Source organism: Candidatus Hydrogenedentota bacterium (assembly GCA_016791475.1).
Lineage (GTDB): Bacteria > Hydrogenedentota > Hydrogenedentia > Hydrogenedentales > JAEUWI01 > JAEUWI01.
The window spans coordinates 115,939-129,391 of record JAEUWI010000016.1; the positions used below are offsets into that span (position 1 = coordinate 115,939).

Annotated in this window: 15 protein-coding genes; 5 read left to right on the plus strand and 10 right to left on the minus strand. The window is 59.9% G+C overall.

Going from position 1 to position 13,453, the window contains the following annotated elements; genetic code table 11:
* Positions 1–23: 23 nt before the first annotated feature.
* The 3 genes from JNK74_10885 to JNK74_10895 all read right to left on the minus strand — a co-directional run bounded on the left by JNK74_10885 (position 24) and on the right by JNK74_10895 (position 4,318).
* The gene (locus tag JNK74_10885) at positions 24–1,100 is read right to left on the minus strand and encodes an alpha/beta hydrolase (GenBank protein MBL7646682.1); all 1,077 of its coding nucleotides are present in this window, start codon (positions 1,098–1,100) and stop codon (positions 24–26) included.
* Positions 1,101–1,370: 270 nt separating this feature from the next.
* The gene (locus JNK74_10890; protein ID MBL7646683.1) at positions 1,371–2,411 is read right to left on the minus strand and encodes an alpha/beta hydrolase; all 1,041 of its coding nucleotides are present in this window, start codon (positions 2,409–2,411) and stop codon (positions 1,371–1,373) included.
* A gap of 404 nt (positions 2,412–2,815) precedes the next feature.
* Complete coding sequence (locus JNK74_10895; protein MBL7646684.1) at positions 2,816–4,318, minus strand: MFS transporter; 1,503 nt, start codon at positions 4,316–4,318, stop codon at positions 2,816–2,818.
* Positions 4,319–4,583: 265 nt separating this feature from the next.
* Here JNK74_10895 and JNK74_10900 point away from each other — a divergent pair, with 265 nt between their 5' ends.
* Positions 4,584–4,892, plus strand: a complete 309-nt coding sequence (locus JNK74_10900) for a DUF202 domain-containing protein (GenBank protein MBL7646685.1) — start codon at positions 4,584–4,586, stop codon at positions 4,890–4,892.
* Positions 4,893–5,051: 159 nt separating this feature from the next.
* A complete protein-coding gene (locus JNK74_10905; protein MBL7646686.1) occupies positions 5,052–6,191 on the plus strand; it encodes a dienelactone hydrolase family protein in 1,140 nt (379 codons plus the stop codon).
* A gap of 47 nt (positions 6,192–6,238) precedes the next feature.
* Here JNK74_10905 and JNK74_10910 read toward each other — a convergent pair whose 3' ends face one another.
* From JNK74_10910 to JNK74_10920, 3 genes are all read right to left on the minus strand, one after another.
* Positions 6,239–6,829: an AAA family ATPase gene (locus JNK74_10910; GenBank protein ID MBL7646687.1), complete on the minus strand. Its 591-nt coding sequence runs from the start codon at positions 6,827–6,829 to the stop codon at positions 6,239–6,241.
* Positions 6,830–7,225: 396 nt separating this feature from the next.
* The gene (locus JNK74_10915) at positions 7,226–8,479 is read right to left on the minus strand and encodes a prolyl oligopeptidase family serine peptidase (protein MBL7646688.1); all 1,254 of its coding nucleotides are present in this window, start codon (positions 8,477–8,479) and stop codon (positions 7,226–7,228) included.
* Positions 8,476–8,985 (minus strand): hypothetical protein, encoded by a 510-nt coding sequence (locus JNK74_10920; GenBank protein ID MBL7646689.1) that lies wholly within the window; start codon positions 8,983–8,985, stop codon positions 8,476–8,478. The genes JNK74_10915 and JNK74_10920 overlap by 4 nt, the downstream gene beginning before the upstream one ends.
* Before the next feature lie 282 nt (positions 8,986–9,267).
* Here JNK74_10920 and ilvD point away from each other — a divergent pair, with 282 nt between their 5' ends.
* The 3 genes from ilvD (at position 9,268) to JNK74_10935 (ending at position 11,718) form a co-directional block, all read left to right on the plus strand.
* The gene (gene ilvD, locus JNK74_10925) at positions 9,268–10,977 is read left to right on the plus strand and encodes a dihydroxy-acid dehydratase (GenBank protein MBL7646690.1); all 1,710 of its coding nucleotides are present in this window, start codon (positions 9,268–9,270) and stop codon (positions 10,975–10,977) included.
* Positions 10,978–11,139: 162 nt separating this feature from the next.
* On the plus strand, positions 11,140–11,340 hold the full coding sequence (locus JNK74_10930; GenBank protein ID MBL7646691.1) for a hypothetical protein: 201 nt from the start codon (positions 11,140–11,142) through the stop codon (positions 11,338–11,340).
* Positions 11,341–11,565: 225 nt separating this feature from the next.
* Positions 11,566–11,718 carry a dihydroxy-acid dehydratase gene (locus tag JNK74_10935; protein ID MBL7646692.1) on the plus strand — a complete coding sequence of 51 codons (153 nt, stop codon included), beginning with the start codon at positions 11,566–11,568 and terminating at the stop codon, positions 11,716–11,718.
* A gap of 79 nt (positions 11,719–11,797) precedes the next feature.
* On the opposite strand, the gene JNK74_10940 is transcribed toward JNK74_10935, so the two are convergent.
* The 4 genes from JNK74_10940 to JNK74_10955 all read right to left on the minus strand — a co-directional run.
* A complete protein-coding gene (locus tag JNK74_10940) occupies positions 11,798–12,388 on the minus strand; it encodes a hypothetical protein (protein ID MBL7646693.1) in 591 nt (196 codons plus the stop codon).
* A 44-nt stretch (positions 12,389–12,432) separates the two neighbouring features.
* The gene (locus JNK74_10945) at positions 12,433–12,690 is read right to left on the minus strand and encodes a DUF2442 domain-containing protein (protein MBL7646694.1); all 258 of its coding nucleotides are present in this window, start codon (positions 12,688–12,690) and stop codon (positions 12,433–12,435) included.
* Positions 12,687–12,944 carry a DUF4160 domain-containing protein gene (locus tag JNK74_10950; protein ID MBL7646695.1) on the minus strand — a complete coding sequence of 86 codons (258 nt, stop codon included), beginning with the start codon at positions 12,942–12,944 and terminating at the stop codon, positions 12,687–12,689. The genes JNK74_10945 and JNK74_10950 overlap by 4 nt, the downstream gene beginning before the upstream one ends.
* A 146-nt stretch (positions 12,945–13,090) precedes the next feature.
* Positions 13,091–13,453, minus strand: a 363-nt coding sequence (locus JNK74_10955; protein MBL7646696.1) for a transposase, incomplete at its 5' end; no start/stop codon positions are given.

A 13,453-nucleotide genomic window follows, 5' to 3' on the forward strand; every position in this document is an offset into this window, starting at 1 on the left:
GGCGACTCGAAGCCGCCCCCGGCTCAGGGGGCGCTTGTCGCCCGCGCCGTCTTCACCGGTGGGCCGAAGACCTCCTTCAGGAAGGCAATGGCGACCTGCTCCACGCGCTGGTTGACCGGGTTGGCAATATCCATGGCGTGGGGCCAGCCGTCGATGCGGTCGTACCAGTAGGTCATGCCCAGTTCCTGGAATTTCTCCGCCAGAAGGTCGGACTGCTCCACGGGCACGAGGGTATCAATGGTGCCGTGTATGATCAGCGTGGGCGGGTCGCTCGGATCAAGATAGGTGATGGGGGAGCCCTTCACGAACTTCTCGGGGACCTCCTCGTAGGTGCCCTGCATGAAGCCGGTCAACAGGGGATGGTCGCGGTTGGCCGGCATGGTGAAATCGGCGGGGCCGTAGATGTCAATGACGGCCTGGACCGCGCTGCTGACGCCCGGGTTGCCGCCCTGGCCTTCAAATTCGGCCACGTCGGAACTGTAACCGACCATCATGGAGAGGTGGCCTCCCGCAGAGCCGCCGATGACGGCGATTCGGTTTGGATCAACATTGAGTTGGGCCGCATTGGCCCGCATCCAGCGCACGGCACACTTCACATCTTCCACGCAGTTGGGGAAATAGCCCGCCTCCCGGAGCCGGTAGCTCACGGTGGCCACCACATAGCCATGGGCCGCGAAGCGCGTGGTGTAAAACTTATAGTCCTGGCGCTTGCCGCTGCGCCATCCGCCGCCGTGAATAAAGATGATACCGGGCACCGGGCCCGTGAGGTTCTCGGGCGTATAGAGATCCAGTTCAAGCGGCGTTCCGCCCCCCGTGCCATAGGGAATGTTGATCTGCTCCTTGACGCCCGCGGGCACCGGGATCGGCGCATCTTCGTCCAGCGTGTCCAGCTTATACCAGCCCATTTCCTGAAGGGCGAAGGCGGCATAGAGCATGCCCTCGGAGAGGAAGCCTTTCGGCGGCGGGCCGAGGGACTCAGGCACGCGCACCAGGTCGGGGCGCTTCGCCGGCGGGCCGGTGTGGATGAAAAGCCAGTAGGCGCCCGACAGAAGAGCGAGGAGCAGGAGACCGGCAATCGAGCGGAGCAGAATTCTGAACATGGAATATTCCGATAGGGTTATAACGCTAAGTTGCAGCGAACTGACGCATTATCCGTACAAATCAACAGGACAAGAGCGGATACCACGGGAGGGTTTGACGCTGCCGTTGACCGCGATCAAATACTTCACCACGAAGGCCACGAAGAAAAGAAGAGAGAAGGAATCGCCACGCGCCTTGCGTTCCCGCCTTCAATCCAGGCAAGGCCAATTTACACTCCTGGTCGCGACACTTGCATTACCACGGTACATTCCGTGAACGTTCGGACCCACTCAGGCGCCTTCGGGTTTCCCGAAGACGTGTTCGAGAAAGGCGCGGATCGTTGGTTGAACCCGGTTGGTTACCGGAATGGCCACGTCCATCGTGTGGGGCCAGCCGGGGTAGCAATCGTACCAGTAGTCCGCCTTCAGGGCCTGAAGTTTCTCCGCAAGCAGGTCCGCCTGCTCCGAAGGGACGATTGAATCGAGGGTGCCCTGAATGATGAAGGTGGGCGGATCCGAGGCATCCAGTTGATGGAGGGGAGATGCGTCCCGGTACTTGTCGGGAGCCTTCGAATAGGGCACGCCCATGAGGCCGACAACGCTCACATGCTCCTGGGCCACAGGTGCGGTAAAGTCCGTGGGGCCATAGAGATTGACCACGGCTTGAATTGCACTGCTGACAGCGGGATTGCCGCCGGTGCCTTCCAGCGCTGCGACGTTGCCCGTGTAGCCCAGCATCATGGCGAGGTATCCGCCACCCGAACCGCCCGCCGCCGCAATCTGGTCGGGGTTGATGCCCAGGCGCTCCGCATTGGCCCGGAGCCAGCGAATGGCGCATTTGGAATCGCTCACGCAGCCGGGGAACTTGGCCACGTCGCTGAAGCGATAGCCGATGGTCGCCGCCACATAGCCCCATTCGGCGAACTGCTGGGCATAGATGGTGTAGTCCTTGCGGCTTCCTTTGACCCAGCCGCCGCCGTGAATGAACACAATCGCCGGACGGGGCGTCGTGATGTTTTTCGGGCGGTAGACGTCGAGCAACAGGGGGATGTCACCCTCCCGGCCGTACTCCACGTCCAGTTCCGCTATCACGGAATCCGGCAGCGGCGGCGGGGATTCCAGGTTCAGTAGTTGGAGTCGGCCCATCGCATACGCGGCCATCAGGGCGTTTTCGGTGGGGTAGCCTTTGGGCGGGGAACCCCACTCCTCCGGCATGCGCACGAGGTCGGTCCGTACGGCGGCGGCGCGGCCATCAAGCAGTAGCCACCATCCGGCGAAGGCGGTGGCGGCGACGAGGGGGGTCAAGGCAACAATTAGAATAAGTCTACGCACGTGGGAGGGTCCTGGGGTGGCGCAATTAGCTATCGATGGCGTAATTGTCGCACGAAGCACGGCCTGGGGACAAACCACGGGGGACGTACCGCCGCACGGGTCCTCGACGTAGCCAGTCGCTCGTCCAGCGCACGTCCCTAGCCCCGCCCAACGAAGCTTTCGCCAACGCGGCGGCATGTCCCAGTGGATGTTGGAAAGGTGACGCGCGTCATGTCCGGGTCGCCCCACCCATCCCCTGGGACAGGCACGCGCTTTTGCGTCACTGATGCAATGAACGGGTGCCGGGAAGTCACCCAGTGGCCCGCGTTCGCAGAAGTGGTGTGCGTGGGTCCGTCCACACACAAAAAAATCCCGTGTCCGCCGAAGCGGGCACGGGATGAACTGACTCAGGTTAGCGCGGATGATCAGTGGTCTATGTGAGCCACCTTATATCCGCCCTTGGACTTGAAGTAAACGATGAGAATTATAAAGCAGACAAACATGATGCAGGGGAAGATCGCCACCGTCTTGAGGGCGCCCTTCGTAGCGTTCGTCTTTACCGTCGTAATGGTGGCGGTGTCCGCCTCGGGAGCGGCCTTTTCCTTTTCCGGATCGAGCGCCGTGATCTGACCGAAGATCGTGGGCTTGGGCGAGGTGTACTGCTGATAGATTGCAGGACTTTCCTTTTCCAGGACTGTCGCCACGGACGTATCCTGAATGTACCCGAGGAATGGCGCACCGACGATACCGACAGCGAGCATGCCCACGCCACCCAGGGTATTCAGCGTGAGGGCACCGCCCTTGGGGAACTGTTCGGCGGCCACACCGAGCATGGTGGGCCAGAAGAAGGTTTTGCCGAAGGCATAGAGTGTAGCGGCGGCCAGAATGACAACCCCGGTCGCCTGGGAAAGGAACACCAGGCCACATGCCGCGATCACCGCGCTACCCGCCAGCAGACCCAGGGGGGAGAGCTTGTGAACGATAGAACCGGCGCAGAAGCGGAGCAACATCATGATGAACGAGGTGTAGATGAGCACCCAGAGCGGCTGGAAGCCGAGCTTGTTCATCTCCGGTTCCATGAGCGGCGTGATCCAGCTATCGGTGCCCAGTTCCGTCGTTGCCAGCGGCATCATGACCAGCAGCATGAAAATGAAGAGGGGCTTGCCAAGGGATTTGACGTAGAAACCGTAAATGCCGGTCAGGGCCACAATAATGGCGAGTTCCAGCACAAGCGGGAAGGAGAACACGCGCCCGACTTCGGCGGTCATGAGGGAGACGACGATAAAGGCACCGATGATGCCCACTTCCTTGAGCATGGCGAGGTACGATACACCCGATTCCACACGCTCGTGAACAGGAAACTTTTGTCCGAAGAGCATCACGGCATAGATGGCCGTGGGGATCAGAATGAGACCTACCTTGATCTGCCAGTCCGCGTCCGCGCCCAGCGCGATGGCCATGACACCGCCGATCACCATGCCGCCCGGCCAGCCCGCGTGGAGGATGTTGAGCCACTTGGTCTTTTCGTTTCGGAACATGGTGGCCACAACAGGGTTAATCACGGCTTCCACGGCGCCGTTGCCCAGGGCCACGATGAATGTGGCAATGTAAAGCATCCAGTATCCCGTGGCGAAAATGGTCAGGACGGCGGAAATTACGTGGCAGGCAAAGGCAAATGCCATGGCCCGGCCATAGCCGATTCGATCAATCACCAGACTGAACAGGATGATGCTCAGGGCAAAGGGCCAGAGGCCCACACCAAAAATCTCACCCTTCTGGGTTTCCGTGAGTCCAAACTCGGTGCCCCAGTCATTGATGACCATGGATCGGACGACGAAACCGAAGGCCGTGGCGATCAACGCGATGAAGCAGCCCCAGAATAAACGCTTCTGGTGCGCTTCAATGCCGGCTGTTTGCTCTCCACTCATATTGCTACCTTTCCCTGCTGTTGTTCCCGATGAATGCGGAAGCTGAAGTTAAACGATCTGCCAACACGCAGCACGAGCAGACCTGGATTGACCCGATATACACAGGGAAAGGATAGTACCCATAATCCCGCCCCGGTTCAAGTTGCGGGAATACGGTTTTGGAGGGGGAGTCCAGATTCGCGGCGCCTGTTCCCAAAAGGGGCCGAGGCGGCTATACTGGTATCGGCGGCGGTCGCCTTGTGGAATTCCCGGAGAAGATCACACCATGGAACACAATCCCTATGAGCGGTTTCGCGGGCAGAAGCTCTCGCTCAACGATTATCTGGCGATTGACCGCACGGAGCTGGCCAACGAGCGAACCCTGTTGGCCTATGGCCGCACATCCATCGCGCTGGTGATTACGGGCGGGTCCGCCATGAAGTTCTTCGAGTCCCGGTGGGTCGTGCTTGCGGGCGCCGGTTTTGTGGTTGTCGCAGTCGTGGTCATGATCGTCGGTTGGCGGCGTTATCGCGCGATGGACCGGCGTCTGGGCGGGGCATTGGAACAGCGGGCGGGGGATGTTAATCAACAATGATGCCCAATCTGTCGACCGACCTCCGCTCTTCCTTATTTCCGTGAAGTTCCGTGCCTTTCCGTGGTCCCGAAAAAGCTTGACCGCGGAAAGGCACGGATCCTTACGGCAATAAGGAAGCCAAGGATCAAGATTGAAGTCGCAGAAGGGAGATTTGCAGCGATGTTAAGAAGTTCGGATTGGGCGCTACTGCTTCTTGTATTGATAGTTACGTGTACCACCCCCGCCCAGCCCGCGTCGAATCCGCTTATGGAGGTGCCGCCCGTCGTGTCGTCGTGGGACGATCTCACCGAGGGCCTGAAGACAAGGGAAGACTGGGAGGCGCGGCGTCCGGCGATCAAAGAGCAATTCCTCGACCTCCTGCGGGATCAGTACAAACCCGAGAAGCCGCCGCTGGACCTTCAGATCCATGAGTCGGTCGAGGTGGATGGGGTCTACACGCGCAAGCTCATCAGCTATGCCGTGGAGGAGGGCGAACGGGCCCACGCGTATCTGGGGATTCCACTCAATGTGCCGGGGAAGCTGCCCGCGGTGGTGGTGCTCCACCAGACTTACGACAATGGTGCGCGGGAGGCGGCGGGGCTGGAGGGCAACCCGGACTATGCCCAGCTCGATCATCTGAGCCGTCGGGGATATATCACGGTTGCCCCCGATCATTTCGTGGCGGGCCATCGAATACCCCCGGCCGGCGCCTACGACACCACGGCCTTTCACGAGAAACATCCCGAGTGGACGGCGGCGGGAAAGTTCACCTATGAGCACAGCATTGCCATTGACGTGCTGGAAACGCTGCCCGAGGTGGACACGGATCGTATTGGCGTCATCGGCCATTCCCTCGGGGGACAGGGGGCGATTTTCCTGACGGCCTATGACGACCGGATCAAAGTCGCGGTATCCAATTGCCCCGCGCCGACCTTTCGGCACAATGCGAAGGTGCTGTCGTGGTCACGGGATCAGTGGTACACCTACTTCAAGCACATCCGGCCGGGGCTGCTGAACAACGAACTGCCGCCCATCGATTTTCATCACATGGCGGCCCTGGCCGCGCCCCGACCTTTCCTGCATATCGCGGGGCTGAACGATGGCGATGGGGGCACCCAGCGTCAGCGCGTTTTGATGATGCTAAGCGTGGCCAGGGTCTATGAAGTGGTCGGCGCGCCGGAGATGCACGCCTTCTACTTCCATGGACATGGCCATGGGGCTCCCTATGATGCGAGAGAGCTTATGTACGGATGGCTGGATATGCACCTGAAGGAACCCAGTGCTACCCGCGCGCGTTTGTTAGAGGATACCGCGCGGTAGGTTCGGGAGTTGTCTGGGCTACACAGTCGTAGGCTCGTTGGCCTGTCTCAGAGCGTCCAGAAGGACCGCTCTTTGACGCGCGCGGTGATATCATTCGCCACGGATGAAAAGTGCTTTCCCGTCGTATCCACAATTTCGCAGTGGTGGAGGTTGCGAATGCGCTTGCTCAGGCTGCTCAGGTAGTCGATGTTTTCGTCGGTGGGGGCGAATCTCGGCTGGGGCCGGGCCATCATGCGGTCGACGAGCACGCCAACGGGCGCATCCAGTGCGACCACGCGGAGGTGGATGCCTTTGGCGCGCATGCGCTTGCCCAGCATGTCCAGGCGCTGCTGATGGGCCACAACCCAGCTACAGAAGCAGTACTGGGCCCCCCATATACGGTAGCCTTCGGCACAGTGGAGCAAATTACGCTCGACGAGGTCCAACCGTTTGCGATCCATGCCGCCGGGCCAGGTATGGGCCAGGCTGTCGCCATCGAGCACGACATTCTGCAGCGGACACTGCCTGGAAAGGGCTTCGGCCACGGTGGATTTGCCCACGCCGGGCGCGCCAATCAGCATCACCATCCGAAGGGTCGCTTTGGGGGCGGACAGCCACAGGGTTTCAAGTTCGGGTAAAGCTGCGGTCATGGTTGCCATGATATCGGTACTCCTTGCGCCATTAACTCCGGATGGATTCCCGACTGCAGGGAACCCGTGACACCCACGGAGCTAGGAGTCCGAAGCAAGGATCGCGCCAAGGCCGGGGTGTGCCGAATTTTTTGGAAATGAGAGTAGCGCTTTTTGCTTTGGGCGCAACGCGATGTCGATTCAAGTCGTGCCACACGATCTCGCCGAAAGGCGAGTTCGAGTGTGGTGAGGGAGGGGATCCGGGGTCAGTTGCGTGACGCGGAGCGGTACTTTTGAGCCCGCAGTATATTGTCCCCGAGTTGTGAGAGGGTAGGTCCAATCCCACTTTGACCGCAGACAGAGGGCAAGGCTCAACGCACTCGAACTCGCTTAGGCGAGATCGTGTGGCACGTACCCCGTCACTGTCTAACGCTCAGGGGTCGGATTGCCCTTCTCCAAAAGGAATGCCAGAAAATCAGGGTCGGTAAAAAACTCGTCGATTTCCGCGTGGCCCTTGCCGGGCACGATCTTGAGGGTGGCGGGGCCGCCGAGCTTCTTGTAGCGCTCTACGAGTTCACCCGCGTTGCGCTCCAGGGGAACGACGGTGTCCGCGTCGCCGTGGATGTGGAAGATGGGCACCTTTGCCTTGGCGAGGGGCTCGAGGCGCTCGATGGGGTCGTGGTCTTTCAAAGCGGCCTGGAGCGCCTCGGGCGTCATCTCATAGGCCGGGGCCGCCTTGTCCACGCCGGGGTAGCTGGTGAAGCTGCAAACCGTGTAGATCCCCGCGACGCAGGCGACCGACTCCGGGTGCTCCACCGCCCAGTTGTAGAGCATGAGTCCGCCCCGGCTCTGGGGGAGGAGGGTGGCCTTCGGGGAGAGCTGGAAGGTGTCCACGACGTATTCGTTGAAGGCCTGATAGGTCTCCGTGCCCTTGGGACTGCCGAAAGACTCACCCACCTCCACGCCCGCGATGTAGAAACCCGCATCGAGCAGGGGCTTGAAGTACTGTGTGTGCCGATCGCCGGGAAGTCCGCCGATGAAGGTGGGCGCGTACCACAGCCAGGGATGGTAGCCGCCGAATTCCTTGCCCGGCGGGATGATGACGAAGGCGGGTGCGCCGGCGACGGTGAAGTCGAGGCGCTTTGCGTCGAACTGGGTGGATTCGGCAACGGGTTTGAGGGCGACATCGCCAAACTCGACCGCTAAGTCATTACTTTTGGGGATGGAGACATAAAGCGGTCGGGGGGCATAGCCCGGTGCCGTAATGACGACCCGAATAGGCCGGAACTTCTCGCGATACTTTGGGGAATAGGGGTCGTCGGTGTGAATGAACGTCGAGGCGGTTCCGGAAATGCGGCCATCCGGAGTCGCTTCCGCGACCACGCGGTCGGAAAGCATGGGATCCCTTGTGGCGAATTCACCGCTGTAGATCGCCGCCCCGGCTATGGGTTGACCCGTTTGTTCATCCACCGCCCGCGCAGTAAAAGGGACGAAGACTTTTGAACAACGGATCATGAACATCGCACAGCCCGACCCGGCGAGAGCCATGGCAATGCAGGCACTGAAGACCAGGATGGTGCGGAGGCCCGTCTTGCGTGGGGGGCGGAAGCGCTCGCCCAACGAGCCATCCTGATCGGTTCCTATGCGTGTCCAAACTCCGGTGGCCCGAGATGCTTTCATTTAGTTCGCTCCTGCTTCGCTTCCAGCCGAATTACGCCCAGTTCCGCAACGTCGCCCTCCGCAGGGGGCAAGGGGACATACCCGCGATAGGCGCTATAGCCGTCTTTACAGATTTCGACGAGGATACCCCGAAAGCTGTGGCGAAAGCACTCGTTATTCCAGGGATTGCCGACGTCAGTGAAGGTGTCGACTTCGCCCTCGATCAATCCGCTGTCAGTCGACATGGCAACCACGGGGCCGTCATCGGCGGCTTCACCCAGCACGTTTGTGCAATTTACCGCGGCTGCGGAGGCGATGGGCTCACCAGAGCCCGCGTCCAGGATCTGCGCGCGAAAGGGGATATGGAACAGCCGACAGGATATTATTTGCACACCCGCGTTTTTGTTGCGGCGTTCCGCTTGACGCGCGCAGGGGTCGTACTCGGCGCGCTCCATATGGGCGCAGCCCTGCGCGAACGCGAGGCTCGACCCCAGCAAGGCCATCCATCGGGTAAGCGAAATTTTCAACGGGGGCGCCTCCAGGTGAATCGGAAAGGTTGATTGCCTGCGGGGTAGATGCTCTAACCTTAGCGAAAGTTCCCGAGCCCCGCTGTCGGACGGATCAGACCGATCTGTGGGATAGGACCGATGAACTGATTCCCGTTGTCAATTGTCCATTGTCAATTGTCCACTATCAACTATTTTGCCCCATGCGGCATTTGCGGCGTATAATCCCCGCTTTGGCGTGCGCATACCTTGGGAACCTTAGAGCACGCCATCACCCATCAGGACCATCGAAGGAGAGAAGTCATGCCCAAAGGCGGAAAGGCGTCCGACGCGGATCGCCAGTTTTCGAAGCAGATATCCGAATCCCCCGAGCGCGCGCCGAGCCGATCGATGCTGCGGGCCGTGGGCTTCGGCGATGCGGACTTCAAGAAAAACATGATCGGTATCGCCTCCACCTGGAGCATGGTGACGCCCTGCAACATGCACATCGACGTGCTGGCGCGGGAGGCGGAGCTGGGTGTGAACCAGGCGGGCGGCAAGGGCATCATCTTTAATACCATCACCATTTCCGACGGCATATCCATGGGCACCGAGGGCATGAAGTACTCCCTCGTCTCCCGCGAGGTCATCGCCGACTCCATTGAGACGGTCGTGGGTTGCGAGAACCTGGACGGCTACGTGACCATCGGCGGCTGCGACAAGAACATGCCCGGTTGCGTAATGGCCATGGCGCGGATGAATCGCCCCTCCGTCTTCGTCTATGGCGGCACCATCATGCCGGGCGATCACCATGGCAAGCCGGTGGACATCGTTTCGGTGTTTGAGGCCGTGGGCGAGCACGCCAACGGACGCCTGGACGATGCGGGCCTGAAGGAAATCGAGAAGTGCGCCATTCCCGGCCCCGGTTCCTGCGGCGGCATGTACACGGCCAACACCATGGCCTCCGCCATTGAAGCCCTGGGCCTCAGCCTGCCCAACAGCTCCGCCCAGGCCGCCATCTCCAAGGACAAGGCGAAAGACTGCCGCGAAGCCGGCGCCGCGGTTGTCCATTGCATCAAGAACAACATCCGCCCGCGCGATATCCTCACGAAGAAGGCCTTCGAGAACGCCATCGCCGTCGTCACGGCCCTGGGTGGCTCCACCAACGCCGTGCTCCACCTCCTAGCCATCGCCCACACGGCGGGGGTCAAGCTGGAGCTGGACGACTTCACCCGTATCGGCAAGAAGGTCCCCGTGTTGGCCGATCTGAAGCCGAGCGGCAAGTTCATGATGAACGAGTTGGTGAAAATCGGTGGTCTGCCGCCGCTTATGAAGATTCTCCTTGATCACGGACTGCTCCACGGCGACTGCCTCACGGTCACCGGCAAGACCCTCGCGGAAAACCTCAAGGGCGTTAAGCCCTACCCCAAGGGCCAGGAAGTTATTCTCCCCTTCGACAAGCCCAAGAAGAAAGACGGCCACCTCGTCATTCTTTACGGTAACCTGGCGGTGCAGGGCGCGGTTGCCAAGATCTCCGGCAACGAAGGCACCCACTTCACGGGCACGGCCAAGTGCTTCAACTCGGAAGAAGAGGCCCTCAAGCGCATTCTCGACGGCACCATCAAGAAGGGTCACGTCATCGTGATCCGCTATGAAGGCCCCAAGGGCGGTCCCGGCATGCGCGAGATGCTCGCGCCCACGGCGGCGGTCATGGGCAAGGGCCTCGGCAAAGACGTGGCGCTCATCACCGACGGCCGCTTTTCCGGCGGCAGCCACGGCTTCGTGGTGGGTCACATCACCCCGGAAGCCCAGCAGGGCGGCCTGATCGCGCTGATCAAGAACGGCGACCAGATCACCATCGACGCCGAGAAGCGCACCATCACCCTGGACGTGCCCGCCTCCGAGATCAAGACCCGCAAGGCCGAGTGGAAGGCCCCCAAGGCTCCCTACAAGATGGGCGTGCTGGCGAAGTACGCCAAGCTTGTCTCCTCGGCGTCGGAAGGCGCGGTGACGGATAAGGATTTGGGGCTGTAGGCGACACTGGCATTTTCCGTTATTCAAGACGGGCAAGCTGCACGACGCGGTTTGCCCGTCTTGATTTGAACCCGGTGCCATCTTGCCCGAGATAAGTGGGCCCACTTGAATTTGATAGCTTGTTTCTACATCATGTACTCGACAATCAGAGGGCATTTTACGATGAGTACCATCGAAGAGATTAAGACGGCTGTGTCGAAGCTGCCCCCGGAAGAACTCTCGTCGTTCCGTGCCTGGTTCTCGGAATTCGACGCCGACGCGTGGGACCATCAGTTTGAGCAGGACGTAGCCAAGGGACGGCTCGACGCGCTGGCGGAAGAAGCCCTGCGCGACCTCCGCGAGGGGCGGTGCCGCGACCTGTGAAGCACCGTGCAAGCTCAAAGTTCTGGCGCTTTCATGACAATCTTCCCCCCGATATTCAAAGACTTGCCGGCGAAAACTTCGAGCTACTCAAACAAGATCCCGCTCATCCCTCACTACATTTCAAGAAGGTCGGCAGGTTCTGGTCCGTCAGGGTTGGGATTCACTATCGGGCCGTGGCGGTTCAGGACGGATTCGACATGGTGTGGTTTTGGATTGGGCGACACGATGAGTATGAACAGATTGCCGGGGGACGTCGGTGACCCCGCCAGCAGCCACGGCTTTGTGGTGGGCCACATTACCCCCGAGGCCCAGCGGGGCGACAACATCGTGCTGATCAAGAACGGCGACCCGATCACCATCGACGCCAAGAAAAAATAACCAAGAAGTGGACACGCCCTTTGTGTCGGCAAGGAATGGCCAACCCCCTTTGGCACCAATCAACGCGATACTCCTGGTCCTAACGATAGAACGAGACAAACATTACTTCGCCCGACTTCTCCAGATGGGTCAATTCCACGACTTCATCAGCAAGCCAGTTCGGTTCGTCCGGACCCACTTGGCGCGTGAAGTAGGCGTGGACCGCCCCACCCGTATCCGAGTATTTCCTCAGCAATTTCCCCGCGTGCCTGCGGATATGATATGGGCGCCCCACCCACCTGCCCTCCGTATCCGCCGCCCTGACCCAACCGACATGCAGGGCCTCGTCCGTAACGGAGTTCCGGTAGGCATTCCAGTCGCTTATTTCGGGATGCAATATCAATGCGAGACTTCCATCATCCATATGCTGCAGGGAATCACTGTAGTGAGTGCTGCTCTCCAAAAATGGCTTCCAGCGTTCTGTCCCCAGCACTATCTCCGTCCTCGGCGGAAAACTCTCCGACGCCAACAGGTAAGCCAACACACCGACCGCCCCTATAGCGCATACGGCTAGCGTTCCGGTGCGTACACGCACCACGTTTCGTAGAGACTTATAGGCTTGCAAGTACCGGCTTTTACTTTCTAATGCCGAAGTGACTTGGGCTATATTGTCCTGCTCGGATTCCGTCATGATCCAGCGTCCCTTTCCACAACTTTGCACAACGCCTGTCAGCGCTAAATCCTCTGCTCGGCATCTGGAGTGGCGCGTTCTTCCCAGCGCGCCTCGATGGTGTCGGCGGACAGATCGGCCCCGCATCGCCATTCGATGTAGTAGCCCCCATTGCGAACCTGAGAGAACTCGGCCTGTTTCTGCAGCGGCAGGAAGGCGGGAGATTTCATGTAGGGGCGCACATCGAAGGTGCCGCTACGCCCATCTTCGGCAATTACGTGCAAGGTGCCGTTTTCCAGCGATGTGACGCTTGCAATCTTCATTGATCCAATCCTCGAATGGGTAGTGGATTATGACCATTCACGGCCAATTCCCAATCCGCCATCAAGTCTTCCTGGTGTATCTCGATCCAGGCGACAACCAGCTTGTGCTTCTTTGGTGGCAACGCACCTGCCAGCACACTGCCATCCTCAATAGCGTACACGGCGACCTCGCCCTGATAGTCCGCATGGATGTGGGGCAAATGATGCCTTTCCGCGTCGTGAAAGAACATGCGAATCAGAATGCCATAGAACATGGATATCGTAGGCAATCAATTTCCTCCTCCTTGGACGGCGCGCAGGAACTGCCACTTGACTTTGCATACACCTCATGATCTGACACGCGCCATGATTATCCCACATGAATCGGTGGTCAATCCAAGTGGACGGATAAGGATCTGAGCTATCCCCAGTTTGGTGCAGCCTGTGCGGTGGCCAGTATTTTGAGTGCATCCACGGCGTCCGATATTTTCTGGCCACGCCTCTTGATGTAGTAAATTCCAATACGTAGCAAGTTGAGGACACGTGTCGTTCGGGTATTGGCCTTGGCCTCCTTGTCTACGCCTTCGGCTTCGGCGAGGGCACCATGTGCGGACAGAAGAGTAAAGGCCAGAGCGACAATATAGAAAAGTCGCTCGTATCGGCGGTAGTCCTTCAATTTGACCATGTCCAGTCCCATTCCCCAATCCCGGTTTTTGCTATCCCGAAACGCCGTTTCTATCCACCAGCGTCGCCGGTAGATACTCACGACTTCCTCGGCTCCGGC